The following is a 19,175-nucleotide window of genomic DNA, read 5'->3' on the forward strand; positions in this document are numbered from 1 at the left end:
CCTGAAGCAATTCCGGACCTCGCCGGGGTTCTCCGTGGATCTGTCAGATCCGTTCTGAACCAGACGGCCCCTGACCTAAGGCTGATCCACCAGCGTCAGGAGAGCGCCGATCTCATCCGTTTCGATCTCGACAATCCACAGATCGCTGTCGAACCGCCGTTCCTTTTCCAGAAGGGCGGCGGTTTCCTCGCCATCGACGCCGGCAAGACGCGTCTCGAAGCGGCGCTCGGCACGAATTTCCTCGTCATCGGCAAAACTTTGCGGCGCGGGTCCGTAGAGGTTTTCGCGGCCGTCCCGCAGACGTTGACGCACGAAGATTGCCCCCGCCGCCTCCGCGCCCTTCTTTTCGACGGCAGCAAATCCACCGGCGGAAAAGACGCGCCGGACAAGGGCTGAAACGAAGATTTCGGATTTGAGGCGCATCGACGAGGCCTTTCCGGGCAAGCGTATATGGGGCCGAGAGGGCGCTGCTTGTTTCTTCTCCCCGCCGGGGAGAAGGTCGCGGCAGCGGGTTGAGGGGGCGAGACCAGAGATATGCTGAGAGGTTGCCCCCTCATCCGGCCCTTCGGGCCACCTTCTCCCCGGCGGGGAGAAGAAACAAGCGGCAACGTCCTGCCTTGACGTCTAAAGCGCCCCGATCGACTTCAGCTTCTTCAACACCGCTTCGCTCGGCTCGCCGGTTTCCGGCAGACGGTAGTGCTTTTCGAAATGGCGGATGGCGTTGCGGGTCTGCTCGCCGGCCACGCCGTCGACCTTGACCTCGGCATAGGCGATATTGACCAGTCCCTGCTGGATTTTGGCAATCAGCTCGCGGTTTACCGGCCTTGCGGCAGAAGCTCCGCCCGTGAGGGAAACCGGCTCGGCCTTGACCTGCGGTTTTTCCGCCTTGCGGATGGCCGCGGCGACCGGGTCGATCTCGATGCCGCCGCTGGTGTCGGAAGGCCGATCCCGGGGGATCGCGGCCACGGTTGCGCCGTCGATCCTGAGCGCCGCCAGCACCCGTGTCGTCGGCTCGCCGGTCTGCTCCATGCCGAGCGTTTCCTCGAAGAACATGATGGCGGCGGCCGTGCGCGGTCCCATCCGGCCATCCGCCTCGCCTTCATAAAGTCCGCGTTTTTTCAGTTCGGCCTGAATATCGGCAACGATCTGCTGCGGCTTCTGGTTTTCCGCCACAAGCGGTGTCGCGGGCGGCGCCGTTTCGGCTGCAGGTTGCGGTGCCGTGTCGGTTTCGCTGGGACGTTCTATCCGGAAGGTGGTGACGTTGCCCTGCGTACCGAGCGGCTCCGCCGCACGATAACCGGCAATGCCGTTCGGATTTTCAGCATCCCGCGTGCGCAGAAAAGGCGACGGGTGGACGCCCGGCTGATACCAGAGCGCATTGGCGGCGACAAAACCGAAGACGACCGCAAAGGCGCCTGAGCCGCCCACCAGTTTCGGACGGCGCAGGAGTTCGCGCCCGATGGCCGAAACCACCAAGGAAACAATCCCGGCGCCGATCTGGGCCGTTGTTTTCTTAGGCGATTTTCGCTTTCGCGGGGCCATCGTCACCATCCTTTTTCATAATCGCGGCCATTTCGCCGAGCTGCCTGATGCGCGGCGGAAACTCCACCATACACTCGGTTTCAGCGTTTTCGCCACCTGCCATGCCGGAACCGTCGGCAGGCAACATGATCGTTACGACTGTCCCCTCGCCGGGCTGGCTGGTAATGGCGAAAGTGCCGCCATGCAGCGCTACCAGCCCCTTGACCAGAGACAATCCCAGACCCGTGCCCTCATAGCGACGGGTATATTCGTTCTGAACCTGCATGAAGGGCTGGCCCAGCAGGTCAATCTTGTCGGAAGCGATGCCGATGCCGGTATCGCTGACCGTCAGTTTCAGCATCCTGCCTTCGCGCGCCGCATCGATCGAGATCACGCCGCCCGCATCGGTGAACTTGATGGCGTTGCCGGCCAGATTGATGAGAATCTGGCGGAGGGCGCGCTGGTCGGCGGCAATTTCGCCGATACCGCGCTGGATGCGACTGGTCAGCGTCAGGCCTTTTTCCTTCGCCTGCAGACCGAGCATGGCCTCACAGGACGCAATGGTTTCCGCAATCGGGAAGCTTTCCATCATCAGCTCGTAACGGCCGGCTTCCAGCTTGCTCATATCCAGCATGGTGTTGACCACCGACAGGAGATGCGCGCCGGATTGGCGGATCAAGCCGACATATTCCCGCTGGCGGTCGTTTTCCAGCCTGCCGAAATATTCACCCGCCAGAATGTCGGAAAAGCCGAGGACGGCGTTGAGCGGCGTGCGCAGCTCGTGGCTGACGGCGGCGAGAAAGCGCGACTTGGCGTCATTGGCCGATTCCGCCTCCGCCGCCTTGCGGGCGACATCGCGGCGCAGCAGCTCCATCTCGGTGACATCGGAGAGCTGGGCGATGACGCGGCGCAGCCGGCCGGTGGCGGTGCGGATCGCCGTCATTTCCATACGCGCGTGAATGAATTGCACCGGGCGCGATTTCGCACCGGTTTCGAACCGCAGTTCCGCGCCGGCCTTGTCCTCGCCCTGCCGCAGAAGGTCGAAAGCCTGCATCAGCTCGATACGATCCGAGACATAGACATATTCGGCAAAGACGTGACCCTTGCAGGCCTGAAGATCGGCCGGGAATGTCTCAAGGTCGCGGCCGGAGACACGCTCGACGAGACCGTTTTCATTGATGGTGAGCACGAGGCCGGGCATCTGCGAGGCCGCAACGAGGTCGTCGTCGCCGGCATGGGCGGAGAGCGACGCCGCGACACGCGCGGGACGCGAAAAGGCGATCAGCAGGGCGGCTGCGGCCAGATAGAGCGCCAGCACCAGGGCTGCGCCAATGGGCAGCGCGATGGCGGGGCTGAAGACGAGGCTGAACAGGGCAGGCACAACCAGAAGGCCAACGGCGCTGAAGGCAAACAGGCGGCGCAGGCGCGCAATGGTTCCGGCGCGCCTTTCGGCGTCCTCCTCCATACGCGCAAGCCATCTGCCCGCGGCATGGTCGACCAATGCGACCGCTTTTTTTCTCATGTTACGCAATACCAATACCGAATCCCTGAGACGGATCTAACAGCCCGACAATAGAAGGCCCCGGCTTAAGGAATGGATAAAAAGAATGGCGGCAAACGCCCGTGAAATGCGCCTCAGTCCCATTACGGGGCATTTCAACCAAGCTTTGCCAATCATGGTTAATGACGGGTAAGCGACGGATTTCGCTTCATTTTTGCCATCACGTTAACCTTTGTGGCAACACGACCCCCAGCTTTTGCCCGGAACAGGCGGCATCCGTCGTAATTATGCTTAACATGGACTGTTAAAATGCGAAGGAATTGCTGGCCGACGTCCCGATGCGAGGAGAATAGATACAATTTGAATTAAATTGCGCGGCTTTTTGCAATCGGCTGTTCGCCGGTCGCGTGTAGCTTCTTCTCAAGCCCGAAAAACGGGACAAAGGCCGATGACCCGAAACGGGCGGGGCTTCAAAACAAAGATCATCTGGCAGGGTGTCTGACAATGTGGTTTCTGATCAAAGGAACATTCTGGTTTTCGCTGGTGCTCGTGGCGCTGTCCTATTTCGGCAGCAGCAACGATCCTACCAAGGAACCTTCGGCATTCGATATTCCCAGCGCCTTTTCGGCAGCCGGTGAGGCCTATCGTTATGTCAGCGCCATCTGCATTGAAAAACCCGATGTCTGCGTCAAGGGCGCCGAAACCTTCCACGCGCTCGGCGAACGGGCAAAGGAAGGCGCCAAGGTCGCCTATGAATTGCTCGACGCCCAGCTCGCCTCCGGCGACAAAACGGCTCCCGCCACCGAGCTTGCCAGCGAGAACGAAAAACTGGCCGAAGCGCCGGCAATCAGCGTCGAATTTCCCAAGGATACCGACATGCTGAAGACCGGCACTGTCATTCCCCTGCCGCAGAAGCGCCCCGCACCCTGAATTTTCCCGGCGGCACATCGCCGCGCGATCCATTTTCCGCAGCCGGTTATGTCCGTCTGCGTGACTGCCTGCCTGACTTGCCCACGGAAACCTGCTTTCCGTGGGCTTTTTCATGGCCCGCATGGTTCAAAACCGCGCTTACTTGCCCTATATCGTAGCCAAGACATGCAATAACGAACGATACGGCGCAAAACATGGCCTCTCTCGACACGATCCTTGACGATTTCGCTTTCCTCGACGACTGGGAGGATCGCTATCGTTATGTCATCGAACTCGGCAAGGCGCTTCCCGATCTATCGGAGGACAAGCGCACGCCTGAGAACAAGGTGCAGGGCTGCGCGAGCCAGGTCTGGCTCGTCAGCCACAGCGACGGCGCGGAAGATCCTCTCATGACCTTCGAGGGTGATTCCGACGCGCATATCGTGCGCGGCCTCGTCGCCATCGTTCTCGCCGTCTATTCCGGCAAAAGAGCCTCCGAAATCGCCGGTCTCGACGCCATCGAAGTGTTCGACAAGATCGGGCTGGTGGAACATCTATCCTCGCAGCGCGCCAACGGCCTGCGCTCCATGGTCAAGCGTATCCGCGAGGAAGCGCGACTTCTGGCCGCCTGACCCCTCACCCCGTCATCATCGTTGTTGTCATCGGGGGGCGATAATCTTCGTCGCCCCAGTGATGGCTGGACCGCCTGGCGCGTTGCGTCTGCGGCGCATAATGCCGGGCAAGCGACAGCAGGGCGGCCCGCAGCAGCAGTTTTGCCGAACGCGCCGGCCATTGCCGCTCCCGCTCCACCGCCTCCAGCCCCTTTTCGAAACAGCAGACATCGATGGCGACGCCGCAGAGTTCTGGCCCCATGGCATCGGCCGCGCGGGAAAACCTTGCCCGTGCAGCCATCGCCGTCTCGGTGAGATCGAGCCCGCCACTCGCTTCGCCCCTGGTGCGGCTCGTTATTTTCGGCTCCCATGTCGCCGTTACCCTGGAATTGAGGTGCGCGCGGTGGAAATCGGCGGCAAGGCGTTCGCCCGCCTGCAGGGCATCCGGGGGAAAGAATGCCGTGCCGTCCTTCTCCTTCAGACGTGAAAGGCTCGTCAGGATAGAGGTGTTGAGATTCAGCCGGGCCGACTGCCTGCCCTCGCCGGCATCCACGATCACCGACTGCAAATCCCAATGCTGTTCCTGAAAAATCTCCTCGCGATCCTTGGCCATTGCCCGCTTCAGATAAGCGCCGAGCGGTGGCGCAGCGGAAAGCGTGGTTTCCTGCCTCTCGATCAGCCCCGACGAGATGGCGAGCCGGACCGTTGCGGCCGGAAAACGCGGGGCCGGACGCGCTGCCCTTTCTTTTTCTTCTCCGGGCCGGCGTAAGACCATATCGCCGCCATCCTCCGAGATTTCAGCCTTGCCCGCGGCAATGGAGCGCAAGAGCCGCAACAGCACGGGATCCGAAGGCAGGCCCGCAGCACTTTTCGCCTCACTCATCGCGCGCCCCCTTCATCACGTTGAAAATGCTGCCGGTAAGCCGCTCCAGCACGGCGACGAATTCGTCAAAGGCCGGCTCGTCGCGGCGGTCCTCGACCACCTGGCAGGCATGGCCGACCGTCGTTCTGTCCCTGCCGAAACAGGGGCCGATATCCGACATGGGGATGCCGAGCTGCACATGGCAGACATACATGGCGATCTGGCGGATATGGCATTCGCGGCGCCGCCTGTCCCGGCGCGCAGCCAGACGATCCCCGGTCAACTGCACCATCTCCCCGGTCAGTTGCCGGACCAGCTGGCAAGCCTGCGAAATCTCATCCCGTCCGGCCACAGGCGGAAAGCGGCGAAAGTTACGACCGGTGGCCTGCACGCAGGGCCGCAAGGGGGCAGGCAAAGAAACTATGTCCGGCGGCATATGCAACTCCTTTACGAATAGGAATTAATTCATACATCCGGAGACTGCTATGGGGAAGTGCAAATTTGACATGAAAAATCATGCGATTGATTTCGTTTAATTTTTTGAAGAAATGCGAGACCCGACAGAGGATTTTTTTCCTCTTTCGAAATTATGCGCGGCAATAAAAAAGCCGGTCAAGAGACCGGCCGGCGAAAGGATCGAGTTTTGCGGCATGCCCTGCCGCCTTCTCCCCGCCGGGGAGAAGAAACGGCCGACATGATTCGTCTTTAAAAAATCAACGGTTTGCCTTGCGGCGCTGACCGAGACCCATTTCCTTGGCGAGCCGCGAACGGGCTTCGGCATAGGCGGGAGCAACCATCGGATAGTCGGACGGCAGATCCCATTTTTCGCGATATTCTTCCGGTGTCATGCTGTGATGCGTCGTCAGATGGCGCTTGAGCGACTTGAACGAACCGCCGCACTCCAAACAGACGATATGATCGTCCTGAACCGACTTGCGAACGGACACGGCAGGCTTCTGCTTTTCAACATTGACCGCCACCGATGCCGGTGCCGATGTTCCGCTGAGTGCCGTATGAACATCCGAAATAAGGCCGGGAAGCTCTGTTACCGGAACGACGTGGTTGCTAACATAGGCAGCCACAATATCCGCCGTCAGTTCGACCAGCAGATCCTGGGCGTTACCGTATGCAGTTTCCGTCATTTAAGTATCTCCTGTTATTGATCCCCTGACGCGGACGAACGCCGCATCGAGCGATGTGAAGTTACCCGGTGCCCCACCTTCGCCCTGTTGAAACCAACGTGAAATCTACCCCTAGATTTCAAGCGAAAACCGGAAACGAATTGATCCGAGATTCAACTTGTGCCCGCGACATGGGCAGCAATGGTCTGACAGACCATAGATTAGACATTAATAAAATGCCTATGCCGACTATGAAGAGGCTAGATGCAAGTCACGACTAGCAACTTTACACTTAATTTGGATAGCATCAAAACAGCAAAAGTCAAATTCCTATTATGAATTTTTCAGTTCAAAACAGTCTAATTCGAATACAAAAAATTACGGGTAATAAAATACTATGCCAAGTAGTAATGGAAAACGAACACCCCCTGTTATTGAGGGGTAATTCAACTTCAAATTTTCTTTAGGTCATCAACTACCGATTTATCGGACAGTGGATAACCTGCCTTGTGTGCAGCCATGGCAAGAAGATGTGCGGAGACCGGCGCTGTCAGAACAAAGAAAAAGAAGCCGGCAAGCGCCCGCGCCAGCGTCGATAGTTCCATGGAGTGAATGCCCACGGCCAGAAGCAGCAGGCCAGAACCCACCGTGCCGGCCTTGGAGGCCGCGTGCATGCGGGTGTAGACATCGGGCAGACGATTGAGCCCGATCGCCGCGATCAGTGAAAAAGCAGCGCCTGAGAGGGTAAGCGCCGCAACCAGAATAGCCAAGAACCAGTCCATCATCGTCCGCCCTTTCTCTTTCCGCGACCTTGCTGGGGTCTCCCGGGATTTTCATCGGTTTCCGACGCCCGCTCACCGTCCAGCACCGTTTGCGATCTGCGCCGGCCATCCGCGCCGCGTGACAGCACGAAGCGGGCAAAGGCCACCGTGGCCAGAAAACCGACCAGCCCGAGCGCGATGGCGATATCGACATAAAGATCGACGCCGGTGCGGACGGCGATGACCGCAATGAAGCCGATGGCGATGCCGACCAGCATGTCGAGCGCGACAATCCGGTCCGGCAAGGTGGGGCCAACAACAACGCGATATACTGTCAGCAAAAAGGCGGCTGAAAGGACAACCGTGGCAAGTATAGTTGCAAATGAAACGATGTGTTCCGGCGTCATCCCTGAAACGCCTCCATGATCTTTTTTTCGAAACCGTTCCTGATGTCGTTCTTCGCGGCTTCGATATCGCTGCAATCGATCGCGTGGACGTAGAGCGTTTTTCTGTCCTCGGAAATATCGACCGAAAGCGTACCGGGTGTCAGCGTGATGAGGTTGGCGAGCAGCGTAATCTCGAAATCAGTCGCCACCGCCAGCGGATAGGCGAATATGCCGGGCTGCACGTTCAGCTTCGGCCGCGTCACCATGACGGCAACCTTCCAGGCCGACAACGCCAGCTCCTTGAAGAACAGCAGCAATAACGACAGCACGCGGACAGGACGCAACCGGCGCCCTCCACCTTTACCCCCACCGCCGCCGGATATCTGGTGGCGGATAAGACCGAGCGCCAGCAGCGAGACGATGAAACCGAAGAGGATGTTCGCCAGCGTGACGCTGCCGGTTACGGCAAGCCACACGGCGACGAACAGGAATTGCACGACATAGAGGCTCATGGTCTGCCTCCCCCGGAAAATACCGACTGGATATAGGCTTCAGGATTGCCCAGTCCCGCCGCCGCCTGCTGGCTGAGATTGAGCAGGCTTTCCGGAAACAGGCCGAAAAACACCACCAGCAATGTCAGCCCGACCAGCGGCGCGAAAGACGGGACAGCCAATGGTGACGCAGGCTGTGCCGGAGGCTGGCCGGTGGATGCCGCCGCCGGTCGCCAGAAACACAGAAGGAAGACCCGCCCGAAGGCGATGGTGGTGATGAAGCCGGAGGCGAGAATGGCGGTGGCGAGCCACCAGGCGCCGATATCGATCGCCGATTTGACGAGAACGACCTTCGGCCAGAAGCCGGAAAAGGGCGGCAGGCCGGAGCCTGCGAAAAACAATGCGAGCGCAAGGCCCGAAAACCATGGAGCCTGCCGGTAAAGGCCGCTGAGCGACGACAGGGTAAAGCCGCCGCCGAGACGCGCGGCGTGGCCGGCAGCGAGATAAAGCGCCGTCATCAGCACCATGGAGTGCAGCGCGTAAAAGATCGCGCCCGCGACACCGGAAGGCGTGCCGATGGCGATACCCGCCATCATGTAGCCGATGCCTGATATGACGATGTAGCCGAGCATGCGGCGGATGTCGTTCTGGGCAAGCGCGCCCATGGCGCCCAGCACCATGGTCAGCGCCGCAGAGATGGCGATGACCATGCTCAGCTCCTCCCGCTCCACCGGAAACAGCATGACCATGACGCGCAGCAGCGCATAGATGCCGACCTTGGTGAGCAGGCCACCGAACAGCGCGGAAACCACGATGCGCGGCGTGTGATAGGATGCGGGCAGCCAGAAATTCACCGGGAAAGCCGCCGCCTTCATGGCGAAGGCGAGAGTGAAGAGGCTGGCAAGCGTCATCAGCGGTGCAGTGTCCCGCAGCCCGGTCGCCTTCAGCGCGATATCGGCCATGTTGAGCGTGCCGAAGATGGCATAGAGATAACCGACTGCGATCAGGAACAGCGTCGTGCCGATGAGGTTCAAAATGGCGTATTTCAGCGCGCCATCGATCTGCTCGCGCGTGGAGCCGAGTACGATCAGACCGAAGGACGAAATCAGCAGCACCTCGAACCAGACATAGAGGTTGAAGAGGTCGCCGGTCAAAAATGCGCCGGTGACACCCGCCATCAGCAGCATCAGGAAGGGATAAAATCCGTATCGCCTGCCGCTGGCGTCGATATCGGCGCTGGCATGGATGGCGGCGGCAAGCGCGACGATGGCGGCCGTGAGCGACAGCAGCGTGCCGGTGAGATCAGCCGTGAACGCGATGCCGAAGGGCGGCAGCCAGCGGCCCATGACCATGGTGAACGGCCCCTCGGTCACGACCTTCCACAACAGAGCGGCATCGAGCAGCACCAGCAGGACGAGCGCCGTGATGGCAATGGGCGCATGCCAGCGCATGGCGTGGCGCAGCATCATCAGCACCGCGCCTGCGCCGATCGAGAGCGCGACGGGAAGAATGATCAGCCAGTCGGACAATGGCACGGGCGTGACGACGAGTGCTGCGGAAAGATCGGAGATTGCGGAAGTGGTGGATGAAGCCATGTGTCTGTGCCCCGCCCGCTCAATAACCGAGCGGCGGCAAAGGCTCGCCTGCCGGTTCTGCGGTGCGCATTTCGTCCGTATCGTCCGTCTGCAATTCCTGGAACGCACGCCAGGTCAGCACCAGAAGGAAACAGAAGAAGGAAAAGGAAATGACGATCGCCGTCAGGATCAGCGCCTGCGGCAGCGGATTGGCCGCGCCTGCCGGCAGGGCGTCCATGCCGGGCGGAATGATCGGCGGCACTTCGCGCGTCAGCCTTCCCGCCGTGAACAGCAGAAGGTTGACCGCATTGCCAAGGATCGCGATGCCGAGCAGCATGCGGATGCTGTGGCGCGAGAGCATCAGATAGATCGCCACCGAGAAGAAGATGCCGACGAGAATGGAGAAGACCGCTTCCATCAGTCGCTGTCCCTTTCTTCCAGCGCAAGCGCAATGGAGGTGATGGCGCCGACCACGACGAGGTAGACGCCGATATCGAAGGACATGACGGTGGAGAGCGGCATCTCGACCCCGAGCAGGCTCGGATAGACCCAGAGCCCGGTCATGAAGGGCACGCCTGCGGCAATCGAGACGAGGCCGGACAGCATCGCCATAAGCAGCCCCGCGCCGGCGATGGCGAGCGGATGAAACACGATGGCGCGCCGGACTGCCGCCACGCCATAGGCGATGCCGTAGATCGCCAGCGCCGAAACCGCAATCAACCCGCCGATGAAACCGCCGCCAGGTTCGTTATGGCCGCGCAGCAGCACGAAGATGGAAAACAGCACCATGAGGCTGGTGACGACAGGGGCAACGGTGCGCAGGATAAGCGTGTTCATGCCCGTGCTCCCTTCTTCTTCGCGGTTTTGGCCGGTCCCTTGACGGCGGCCGGGCGGATGCGGATGAGCGCGAGGATGGCAAGGCCTGTTATCATCACTACCGCGATCTCGCCCAGCGTATCCGTGCCACGGAAATCGACGATGATGACGTTCACCACATTCGCCCCGTGGGCGATGACCTTGGAATAGGTGTTATAGAAATCGGTGAGGCGATTGTCGAACGACGCTTCAGTCGCCCGCATCAGGAACAGGGCGAAGCCGGTGCCGCAGGCGATGGCGATGGTGCTGTCGAGAAGCTTCTGGCCACGGCCGCGATGGTCTGACGGCGACAGGCGAAGCCGCGTCATCACCAGCGTCAAAATGACCACCGACAGCGTCTCGACCATGAATTGCGTGAAGGACAAATCCGGTGCGCCGAACAGCAGGAAGATGACCGCCACGGCAAAACCCTGAATGCCGAGCGCGATGATGGCGGTAAGCCGGCTGGAAGCCGTCAGCACCGCGACAAGGCCCGCAACCGCAATGGCGACGAAGGTCAGCTCATGGATCTTCATGTCGCGCGGCCATGCCGGCATGGCCGGAAGTTCGCCATAGAGAAACAGCGGCGCAAGCAGCGCGGCGGCGACGATGGCGAATGTGGCGGTGACGTAAAATTCCAGCCTGCCGGGCTGGATGAGCCGCGTCACATGGAACGAGATTTTGACCAGCGCCGCGATGAACACGTCGAAGCCCCTGTCCGGCCCCGGCCCCAGCGCCTTGAAGCTGCGCACCATCAGGCCACGGACAGTGGATAGCTGCGTATAGAGGACGACGCCGAGCGCGATCGTCAGCAGCGACAGGCCGAGCGGCACGCCGATATGAGGAATGAGCGAGATTTCCACCGGGCGCGCCTCGCCCGCGATAGCGCTCGCCATGGGTGTCGAAATGTAGAAATGCGCGATGCCGGAAAAAAGCGCGATGGTCAGCCCCTTCACCGCCAATAGCGCCGGGCCGAGCCAGAGCAGGATCGGCCCCTCATGTGCGTGTTTGGGGGTCTTGACCGGCCTGCCGATGAAGGGTTTCAAGCCCACGGCGAAGGCGACGGCGAACATCAGCGCGTTGCCGAGAATGGCGACGCCGGTGAACAGCACTGCGCGGGGATTGCCATGCGCCAGCGCATAATAAATCTCTTCCTTGGCGAGAAAGCCGAAGAAGGGCGGCAGGCCGGCCATGGAAATCGCCGCCGCCAGCGCCGCCGCAAAGGTGATCGGCATGGCCTTGCGCAAGCCGCCAAGCTTCGTCACGTCACGGGTGCCGGTCTCGTGGTCGATGATGCCGGCGACCATGAACAGCGCGCCCTTGAACAGCGAATGCGCCACCAGATAAAGCACTGCCGCCTCGATGGCGTGGTCCGAACCGAAGCCGGTCAGCATGACAAGCAGGCCGAGCGACGACATCGTGGTATAGGCCAGCATCAGCTTCAGATCGGTCTGGCGCACGGCCAGCAGCGCGCCGGTGAGCATGGTCAACCCGCCGAAGAACGGCAGCAGGATCTGCCAGGCGGCGGTATCGCCAAGAACGGGGTTGAGGCGCATCAGAAGATAGACGCCGGCCTTCACCATGGTCGCCGAATGCAGATAGGCGGAAACCGGCGTTGGCGCTTCCATGGCGTTGGGCAGCCAGAAGTGGAACGGAAACTGCGCCGATTTGGTGAAGGCGCCACCGAGAACCAGAAGCAGCGCGGCCAGATAGAACGGGCTGTCGCGCAATATATCGCCGCCGCGCACCAGCATCGACAATTGCGTCATGCCGCTCATGTCCCAGATGAAAATCAGCCCGGCGAGCAAAAGAAGACCACCGCCGCCGGTCACCACCAGCGCCTGCAAGGCGGCACGGCGTGCGGCGGGACGCGTATGATCGAAGCCGATCAGCAGGAAGGAGGTGATGGAGGTCAGTTCCCAATAAACGAACAGCATCAGCAGGCTGTCGGAGACCACGACACCGAGCATCGCGCCCATGAACAAGAGCAGGAAAGACAGGAAGCGGCCCTGTTGCGGATGCCCCTTCATATAGCCGCCCGCGTAAAGCACGATCAGCAGGCCGATTCCGGTGATGAGAAGCGCAAATGTCAGCGACAGGCCGTCGATGAACCAGGAGAAGCTGAGGTTGAAACTCGGAACCCAGGCGTAACCGCCTGTCACCACGCCGCCCGCCGCCACCTCCGGCAGCATCAGCGCGAAGTGCACGAAAGCCAACGCCGGCGCGATCGCCAATATCCACGCGGCATTGTGACCCAATTTTTTCACCAGCACCGGTGCGGCGAGCGCTGCCAGAAACGGCAAAAACAGCGACAGGAATGTCAGCGGCGTGACATCTGATGTCATTCACATCTCCCGGGGTGTCCCCCACCCCTGCGCGCCAATGAATGGCGTTCTTTTTCAAATCGGATTTTTCAGTTAAGGCATAGGCACCGCTATCTCAACCCAAATCGACTCTCGCCCCCCGCACATAACGTACTCGTTATAACATTTAGCCTCTTTCAATCGGCCGCAGCGATGACTATTTCTGGCAGGAACAGAAAGGATCATTCCATGAGCGATCTGACATCTCCCAAAGTGAACAAGAGCGATGCCGACTGGCGTGAGCAGCTGACGCCGGAGCAATATCGCATCCTGCGCGAGCACGGCACCGAGCGCCCCTTCACCGGCCCCTACTGGGATACATTCCAGAAAGGCCTCTACCGCTGTGCCGCCTGCGACGAGCCGCTGTTCCTCTCCGACACCAAATTCGATGCGGGCTGCGGCTGGCCGAGCTATTTCGAGCCGGTGAAACCGGGCGCCGTGACGGAACATCGCGATGCGACGCTGGGCATGGTGCGCACCGAAATACGCTGCGCCAATTGCGGCGGCCACCTCGGCCACGTCTTCCCGGACGGCCCTCCGCCCACCGGCCTGCGTTATTGCATCAACGGCCATTCGATGGTGTTCGAACCGATTTGATAAAAGAGGCTTGATAAAAGACAGGTGAAAGGCCGGCTTCCTCGCCGGCCTTTGTATTTGATGCCGCCGTCTCGACAGCCGGGCCGGAGAGTGAGATCATCGCCATCTCGCTCTTTCCGGATCACGACCATGGCGCTCGAAACCATTCTCATCTTCATTCCCGCCTGCTTTGCCCTGAACATGGCGTTCGGGCCGAACAATCTTCTGTCGATGACGGTCGGTGCGCGATACGGCATGGCGACGGCGGTGATGGCGGCAAGCGGCAGGCTGGTCGCTTTCGCAGGCATGATCGCGATTGCCGCGCTGGGGTTAGGCGCGCTTTTGATGGCGTCCGAGATGATGTTTTCGCTGATCAAATGGATCGGCGTTCTTTACCTGCTGTGGATCGGTTTCAAGCTCATGCGCTCAAAGGCCGACATTACCGCTCCCGATGTATCCTCGGGCAACGGCAATGTTCTCAGGACCCATTTGCGGCAGGAGTTTTTCGTCGCCTCCGGCAATCCGAAGGCCATCCTGATCTTCACCGCCTTTTTCCCGCAATTCATCCAGCAGGACGCCTATTGGCAGAGTTTCGCCACGCTGGGCGGGATATTCCTGCTGCTCGAAGTGGTGGCGATTACCGTTTATGCCTTTGTCGGTTCGCGACTGTCCGGTCTCATGCGCAATGCGCGCGCCCTGAAGCGCGTCAACCGGATCAGCGGCTCGATGATGATGGCTTTCGGCGTCATGCTCGCCTTCGCCCGGCGTCCCGCCTGACTGACATCCTCGCCGAGGTGTTAGCTTAGTCTCAGCTCCATGCAGGTCAGGTCCAGCCAGCGGCCGAACTTGGTGCCGACTTCCGAAAATCGGCCCGCGACCGTGAAACCGAGGCTTTCGTGCAGGCGGATGGAGGCTGTGTTTTCCGATTCGATCGCGGCGATCAGCACATGCACGTCATTGCCTGAGGCATGGTCGATGAGCGCCCGCATCAGCCGCTTGCCGATGCCGTGGCCGCGGGCGTCCTTATGCACATAGACCGAATGTTCGCGGGTGTGGCGATAACCGTCAAAGGCGCGCCAGTCGCCATAGGAAGCATAACCGGCAACCTTGCCGTCGAGGATGGCGACGAGGACCGGAAAGCCGCGTGACTTCCGGGCGGCGAACCACTCCTTGCGGTTTTCCAGATCGACCAGCACCTCGTTCCAGATCGCCGTCGTGTTCAGGACCGCATCGTTGTAAATCTCCATGATGCCGGAGAGATCGTCCACGGTCGCATCGCGCAGTTCCACGCTCATTATCGTTCACCCTCGTTCTTGCCTGCACCGCGCCGGCGGTCTTGCCGTCGCGATCTTCAGGCGAGCATTAGGCGATGGCGTGGATGGCTGTCCAGTGCCCCCTCGATATCAGGAAGCACTCTTCAGGATGCGAGGGGAACGAGGCTGAACGAGGTGACCACGGCGACATAGTGGACAACGGCGGCGGCAACCACGAAGCCGTGCCAGATGGCGTTCTGGAACCGCAGCTTTTCCCAGACGTGGAAAATCACGCCCAGCGAATAGATGACGCCGCCGGCGACGATCAGCCAGAGCGTGACGGGCGCCAGATGTGACGAAAGCGGCTGCACCACCATGATACCGCTCCAGCCCATGGCGAGATAAAGGCCGATGGCGACGCGGTCGTAACGGCCGGGAAACACGCATTTCAGTAATATGCCACAGATGGCGGCAAGCCAGATCAGCCCCAGCATGGTGGCAATCAACGGCTCGTGAATGCCGCGCATCAGGAACGGCGTATAGGTGGCGGCGATCAGGATGAAGATCGCCGAATGATCCAGCCGGCGCAGGAACCATTTTACGTTGGAATGCGGCCAGATATTATAGGTGAAGGACACGGAAAGACAGGCGACCAGACCCAGACCGTAAATCCAGGCGGCCGCAATGGCGCTGAGGCTGCCCCAGGCGGTGGCGTAAAAAATAAGCGCCGTGGCGCCCACCAGCGCGAACACGATGCCGACGCCGTGCACAATGCCATCGGCGACGATCTCGTGAAAATCATACTGGCGCCCAAACCGCCACACGTTACTCATAATCCATACCCGTTTGCCTGCTTTTGACCAAGCATGACGGCAATATTAGACAGGAACAAGACAGCGGCGGGTTAACGGCGATCAAATTGCGTTCGTGGCTGTTGCGAAATGAGAGGTTGGGTGATGCCACTAACCCGAGCAATCGCCTGTGGAGCGGGCGCGTGCCACTTGTTTCTTCTCCCCGCCTGGGAGAAGGTCGCGGCAGCGGGTTGAGGGGGGTAGAGATATTCGGTGAGGGTTCCCCCTCATCCGACCCTTCGGGCCACCTTCTCCCCGGCGGGGAGAAGAAACAAGTGGCAACGTCACGCCTCAAAGCGCCGCAGCGCATTCCTGGCAAAACGGCGTGTAAGGCACGGCCTTCAGCCGGTCTTCCGAAATCCGCTTGCCGCATTTGACGCAGGTGCCGAAAGTGCCGTTCGCGATGCGGCCGAGGGCTGCGTCGATGGCGCGCAGCTCGTCCTGCCCCACCTGCCCCAGTTCGTCCAGCACCTCATCATTGTTGCGCTCGACGGCGCGGTCGTTGTCATCGGGGTTGCGCGGCTCCTCGAAATCGGCCTCGATCCTGTGCAGGCGGCTATCAAGCTCGCGCTGGCGGTCGCGCAGGATTTTCTCGTAACTTTCGACATTCATGGTCTTCTCCTCCAGCCGGTGCGGGCGGATATTCGCCCGCAACCCTGTAACCTCAAGCCTTACCGGTCGATCAGCACCGAGCACTTGGCGTGGCGCACCACGCGGTCGGCGGTGGCGCCGATGAAATAGTTGGTAAAATCGGGCATATGCGATGCGATGATGATGAGATCGGCCTTGTGCTCTTCAGCAGCCGCAATGATTTCACGCGCCGGCGCGCCGCTTCTGATCTCGTGCTTGCCTTTGAACCCGGCCTTTGCCTGAATGTCCGAAAGTTTCGTCTTGGCGTCCTTGATGGCATTTTCGATGAGGTCGACAGGCAGGTCGATCGCCATGTAGCCGGGCAACTCCTCGACCACGTTGATGAGAACGATCTCGCCGTCGACATCCAGCAGCGCCTTGGCCTTGGCAAGGATCTTTTCTCCCTTGTCGATGGCGCTGAGGTCTACCGGTACGATGATCTTTTTGTACATGGTTGTCTCCTTTGGCGTAATCTGCCGTTTTGCGTGTCGGGCTCAAGCTCATATTTCCCCACCAGCGCGTCCTTCGCCTTGATCGACGTCAAAGCCGGGACGAGAGCCGGAACCGAGCATTGTCAACGAATAGTGGACGGTCAATCGCCAGACGGCGATCTTTGCTGAACGACGAAATCCGCCCATATTCACTTTCGACAAACGCCGCGAAGCGGCGTCGGCCGATGTCGGCGACGGGCGATCCACGCCTCGGCGCATCGGATTCAATATGGAGATTATGATGAGTGAAATCAAACAATTCGCCCTGACGCGCCCGGCTTATGTCGGCCAGGCTCATCTCGTCGTTCACGATCTGCCGCGCGTGTCGGATTTTTACCAGAAGATCATCGGTCTTTCCGTCATCGAGAAAAGCCCGAGCGGTGAGGTTTTAGGTGTCAACGGCCAGCCGCTGCTGACGCTTTCCACATCAGGTGCTGCGGAACGCGCGCCGCGCAATGCCGCAGGCCTGTTCCACACCGCTTTCCTGATGCCGAGCCGGCAGGATCTCGCCCATTGGCTGGCGCATGCCGCCCACAACAACATCCAGCTTCAGGGCGCGTCCGACCATATGGTCAGCGAGGCGCTTTATCTCGCCGACCCGGAGGGCAACGGCATCGAGGTCTATCGCGACCGGTCACCGTCCGAATGGACATACCAGCAGGATGGCACGGTGGAGATGGCCACGCTGCGCCTCGATCTTCAGGCGCTTTACGACGACGCACCGAAGACGGCCTTCAACGGTGCGGCCGAGGGAACGGCGATCGGCCACATCCATCTGCAGGTCGGCAATATTCCGCAGGCGGATGAATTTTATCAGGACGTGCTGGGGCTGAAGATCATGGCGCGGTATCCGGGGGCCAGCTTTTTCGGCTCCGGGGCCTATCATCACCATGTCGCGGCCAATATCTGGAACAGCCGCGGCGCCACGGAACGCAAGGACAATATGACCGGCCTTTCCGGTTATTCTTTGAAATTCAACGAAAGCGCGGCTCTCGACAACGCCATCGCCGCACTCGACCGGCTGGAAATCGCCACGGAACGGCAAAGCGACGGCATCGCCCTCAAAGATCCCTGGGGCATCGGTCTCAAGCTTTCCGCGTAACGAAACGGGGCGGCAGAAATTTGGCGCCGCCCCGGAACCGCCACATTTTTCGAACGTTTCTCACTTTATTGGGGGGACTGTTCGATGAATGAAAATGCCAGACCGGACAAAACCGGCACTGTGGCCAGCGCTGCTGCCAACAATGGGGCCGTTGCGGTGGCAAGAGCCGATCCGCTGGAAACGCCGACGCACGGATCGCGCCGCGACGATGCGCGCAGCCAGCAACCGCTTGGCCGGGAAGCGCTGGATGTGGTCGTCGCATGGTCGGTGATCGGCATCTTCGTCATCGTATCGATGGCGGTCATTCACGAATTGTCGCTCATCCTCATCCCGGTGGTGATGGCAATCGTCGTGGGCATGATCCTCGGCATCGCGGCGGAAAAACTCGGCTCCTACGGCATTCCCGGCTTCGGCGTCGCGCTCATTCTCTCAACCCTTGTGGCGGCGGTGATGTTTCTCGTCGTCAATTCGCTGATCGATCCGCTGTCGCAGCTCGCCACGGAAGGACCGGCGCTGATCGAACGCAGCATCGACCGCTTCCTGCCCTATCTGCAAAGTCTGCGATGGCTGAATATTTCGGCGGCGACCTTCAGCATGGGGTCAATGTCGATGGAATCGCTGATTTCGCGCAGCGGCGAGATCATTTCCGTGCTCGGTTCGAACGTCACCCCCGCCGTCATTCAGGGACTGATCTTCCTCGCGGCGCTTTTGATGTTCCTTTACAGCCGGCTGCGGCTGCGCAAGGCGATCATCATGGCCTTTCCGGCCCGGCACCAGAGGCTACGGGCCATCCGCATCATCGGTTCCGTGGAAGAGGTGCTCGGCACCTATTTCGCCACGGCGGCGCTGATCTATGCCGGGCTTGGCGTGACGATGGTGGTCATCGCCTATTTCGGCGGGCTGGCCATGCCGCTTTTATGGGGGCTGTTCGCCTTCCTCTCCAGCTTCGTGCCGTTTCTCGGCATCACCGCCATGACGATTTCGCTGACGGTGGCAGGCATCATCACCCATGAGAATATCATTCTGGCGCTGCTGCCGGCGGCGATCTTCTTCACCATTCACCTGTTGATGGAAAACCTCGCCTTTCCGGCGGTGGTGGGCCGCAACATGGAGATAAACCCCTTCCTCGTCTTCGTGATGATCATCTTCTGGACATGGATGTGGGGGGCTGCGGGCGCCATGCTGGCGCTGCCGCTGTCACTGATCGCCATGACATTGACGCGGGAACTCTTTCCGTCGCGCCGGGTCGTTCCCAAACTGCCGGATTAAGCAGTTCCAGGAAAAGTGGGTACCGGTTTTCCGCCCGAAAATGCGATA

23 protein-coding genes are annotated in these 19,175 nt (G+C 60.4%); 6 read left to right on the plus strand and 17 right to left on the minus strand.

Annotation, left to right across the window (positions count from 1 at the left end):
* Positions 1-75: 75 nt before the first annotated feature.
* From RS75_RS03000 to RS75_RS03010, 3 genes are all read right to left on the minus strand, one after another.
* Positions 76-423, minus strand: coding sequence for a DUF1491 family protein (locus RS75_RS03000; protein WP_045017187.1), 348 nt, complete (start codon positions 421-423; stop codon positions 76-78).
* A 201-nt stretch (positions 424-624) separates the two neighbouring features.
* Complete coding sequence (locus RS75_RS03005; protein WP_045017344.1) at positions 625-1,542, minus strand: peptidoglycan-binding domain-containing protein; 918 nt, start codon at positions 1,540-1,542, stop codon at positions 625-627.
* Positions 1,514-3,043, minus strand: a complete 1,530-nt coding sequence (locus tag RS75_RS03010) for a sensor histidine kinase (protein WP_045017189.1) — start codon at positions 3,041-3,043, stop codon at positions 1,514-1,516. The genes RS75_RS03005 and RS75_RS03010 overlap by 29 nt, the downstream gene beginning before the upstream one ends.
* Before the next feature lie 483 nt (positions 3,044-3,526).
* On the opposite strand from RS75_RS03010, the gene RS75_RS03015 reads away from it, so the two are divergent.
* Positions 3,527-3,952, plus strand: a complete 426-nt coding sequence (locus RS75_RS03015; RefSeq protein WP_045017191.1) for a DUF5330 domain-containing protein — start codon at positions 3,527-3,529, stop codon at positions 3,950-3,952.
* 194 nt (positions 3,953-4,146) lie between these two features.
* Positions 4,147-4,563, plus strand: a complete 417-nt coding sequence (locus RS75_RS03020; protein ID WP_045017192.1) for a SufE family protein — start codon at positions 4,147-4,149, stop codon at positions 4,561-4,563.
* Positions 4,564-4,567: 4 nt separating this feature from the next.
* Here RS75_RS03020 and RS75_RS03025 read toward each other — a convergent pair whose 3' ends face one another.
* The 10 genes from RS75_RS03025 to RS75_RS03070 form a co-directional block, all read right to left on the minus strand.
* Positions 4,568-5,425, minus strand: coding sequence for a DUF6456 domain-containing protein (locus RS75_RS03025; RefSeq protein WP_045017194.1), 858 nt, complete (start codon positions 5,423-5,425; stop codon positions 4,568-4,570).
* Positions 5,418-5,840 carry a helix-turn-helix domain-containing protein gene (locus RS75_RS03030; RefSeq protein WP_045017197.1) on the minus strand — a complete coding sequence of 141 codons (423 nt, stop codon included), beginning with the start codon at positions 5,838-5,840 and terminating at the stop codon, positions 5,418-5,420. Before RS75_RS03030 ends, RS75_RS03025 begins: the two co-directional genes overlap by 8 nt.
* Positions 5,841-6,117: 277 nt before the next feature.
* Positions 6,118-6,546, minus strand: coding sequence for a MucR family transcriptional regulator Ros (gene ros, locus RS75_RS03035; RefSeq protein WP_045017199.1), 429 nt, complete (start codon positions 6,544-6,546; stop codon positions 6,118-6,120).
* Between the two features lie 431 nt (positions 6,547-6,977).
* Positions 6,978-7,310: a monovalent cation/H(+) antiporter subunit G gene (gene mnhG, locus RS75_RS03040; protein WP_045017201.1), complete on the minus strand. Its 333-nt coding sequence runs from the start codon at positions 7,308-7,310 to the stop codon at positions 6,978-6,980.
* Positions 7,307-7,693, minus strand: coding sequence for a cation:proton antiporter (locus tag RS75_RS03045; RefSeq protein WP_045017203.1), 387 nt, complete (start codon positions 7,691-7,693; stop codon positions 7,307-7,309). The genes mnhG and RS75_RS03045 overlap by 4 nt, the downstream gene beginning before the upstream one ends.
* Positions 7,690-8,184, minus strand: a complete 495-nt coding sequence (locus RS75_RS03050; protein WP_045017206.1) for a Na+/H+ antiporter subunit E — start codon at positions 8,182-8,184, stop codon at positions 7,690-7,692. Before RS75_RS03050 ends, RS75_RS03045 begins: the two co-directional genes overlap by 4 nt.
* Entirely contained in the window at positions 8,181-9,758 is a 1,578-nt protein-coding gene (locus RS75_RS03055) for a Na+/H+ antiporter subunit D (RefSeq protein ID WP_045017208.1), read from the minus strand. Before RS75_RS03055 ends, RS75_RS03050 begins: the two co-directional genes overlap by 4 nt.
* Positions 9,759-9,777: 19 nt before the next feature.
* On the minus strand, positions 9,778-10,155 hold the full coding sequence (locus tag RS75_RS03060) for a Na+/H+ antiporter subunit C (RefSeq protein WP_003512021.1): 378 nt from the start codon (positions 10,153-10,155) through the stop codon (positions 9,778-9,780).
* Positions 10,155-10,574 carry a Na+/H+ antiporter subunit B gene (locus RS75_RS03065; RefSeq protein ID WP_045017212.1) on the minus strand — a complete coding sequence of 140 codons (420 nt, stop codon included), beginning with the start codon at positions 10,572-10,574 and terminating at the stop codon, positions 10,155-10,157. Before RS75_RS03065 ends, RS75_RS03060 begins: the two co-directional genes overlap by 1 nt.
* The gene (locus RS75_RS03070; RefSeq protein WP_045017214.1) at positions 10,571-12,937 is read right to left on the minus strand and encodes a putative monovalent cation/H+ antiporter subunit A; all 2,367 of its coding nucleotides are present in this window, start codon (positions 12,935-12,937) and stop codon (positions 10,571-10,573) included. Before RS75_RS03070 ends, RS75_RS03065 begins: the two co-directional genes overlap by 4 nt.
* 207 nt (positions 12,938-13,144) lie before the next feature.
* Between RS75_RS03070 and msrB the strand changes: the two genes are divergently transcribed.
* Positions 13,145-13,552: a peptide-methionine (R)-S-oxide reductase MsrB gene (gene msrB, locus RS75_RS03075; protein ID WP_003512009.1), complete on the plus strand. Its 408-nt coding sequence runs from the start codon at positions 13,145-13,147 to the stop codon at positions 13,550-13,552.
* A 129-nt stretch (positions 13,553-13,681) separates the two neighbouring features.
* The gene (locus tag RS75_RS03080) at positions 13,682-14,308 is read left to right on the plus strand and encodes a LysE family translocator (protein WP_045017216.1); all 627 of its coding nucleotides are present in this window, start codon (positions 13,682-13,684) and stop codon (positions 14,306-14,308) included.
* A 20-nt stretch (positions 14,309-14,328) separates the two neighbouring features.
* On the opposite strand, the gene RS75_RS03085 is transcribed toward RS75_RS03080, so the two are convergent.
* The 4 genes from RS75_RS03085 to RS75_RS03100 form a co-directional block, all read right to left on the minus strand.
* Positions 14,329-14,826 (minus strand): GNAT family N-acetyltransferase, encoded by a 498-nt coding sequence (locus RS75_RS03085; RefSeq protein ID WP_045017218.1) that lies wholly within the window; start codon positions 14,824-14,826, stop codon positions 14,329-14,331.
* 122 nt (positions 14,827-14,948) lie between these two features.
* Positions 14,949-15,617 carry a PAQR family membrane homeostasis protein TrhA gene (trhA, locus tag RS75_RS03090; protein WP_045017219.1) on the minus strand — a complete coding sequence of 223 codons (669 nt, stop codon included), beginning with the start codon at positions 15,615-15,617 and terminating at the stop codon, positions 14,949-14,951.
* 309 nt (positions 15,618-15,926) lie between these two features.
* Positions 15,927-16,247, minus strand: coding sequence for a TraR/DksA family transcriptional regulator (locus RS75_RS03095; protein ID WP_045017220.1), 321 nt, complete (start codon positions 16,245-16,247; stop codon positions 15,927-15,929).
* A 59-nt stretch (positions 16,248-16,306) separates the two neighbouring features.
* Positions 16,307-16,717: a universal stress protein gene (locus RS75_RS03100; protein WP_045017222.1), complete on the minus strand. Its 411-nt coding sequence runs from the start codon at positions 16,715-16,717 to the stop codon at positions 16,307-16,309.
* 280 nt (positions 16,718-16,997) lie between these two features.
* Here RS75_RS03100 and RS75_RS03105 point away from each other — a divergent pair, with 280 nt between their 5' ends.
* Positions 16,998-17,858, plus strand: a complete 861-nt coding sequence (locus tag RS75_RS03105) for a VOC family protein (RefSeq protein ID WP_045017224.1) — start codon at positions 16,998-17,000, stop codon at positions 17,856-17,858.
* 84 nt (positions 17,859-17,942) lie between these two features.
* The gene (locus tag RS75_RS03110; protein ID WP_045017227.1) at positions 17,943-19,127 is read left to right on the plus strand and encodes an AI-2E family transporter; all 1,185 of its coding nucleotides are present in this window, start codon (positions 17,943-17,945) and stop codon (positions 19,125-19,127) included.
* The last annotated feature ends 48 nt before the right edge of the window (positions 19,128-19,175 follow it).

The sequence above is a fragment of the Rhizobium nepotum 39/7 genome (genome assembly GCF_000949865.1).
GTDB lineage: Bacteria > Pseudomonadota > Alphaproteobacteria > Rhizobiales > Rhizobiaceae > Agrobacterium > Agrobacterium nepotum.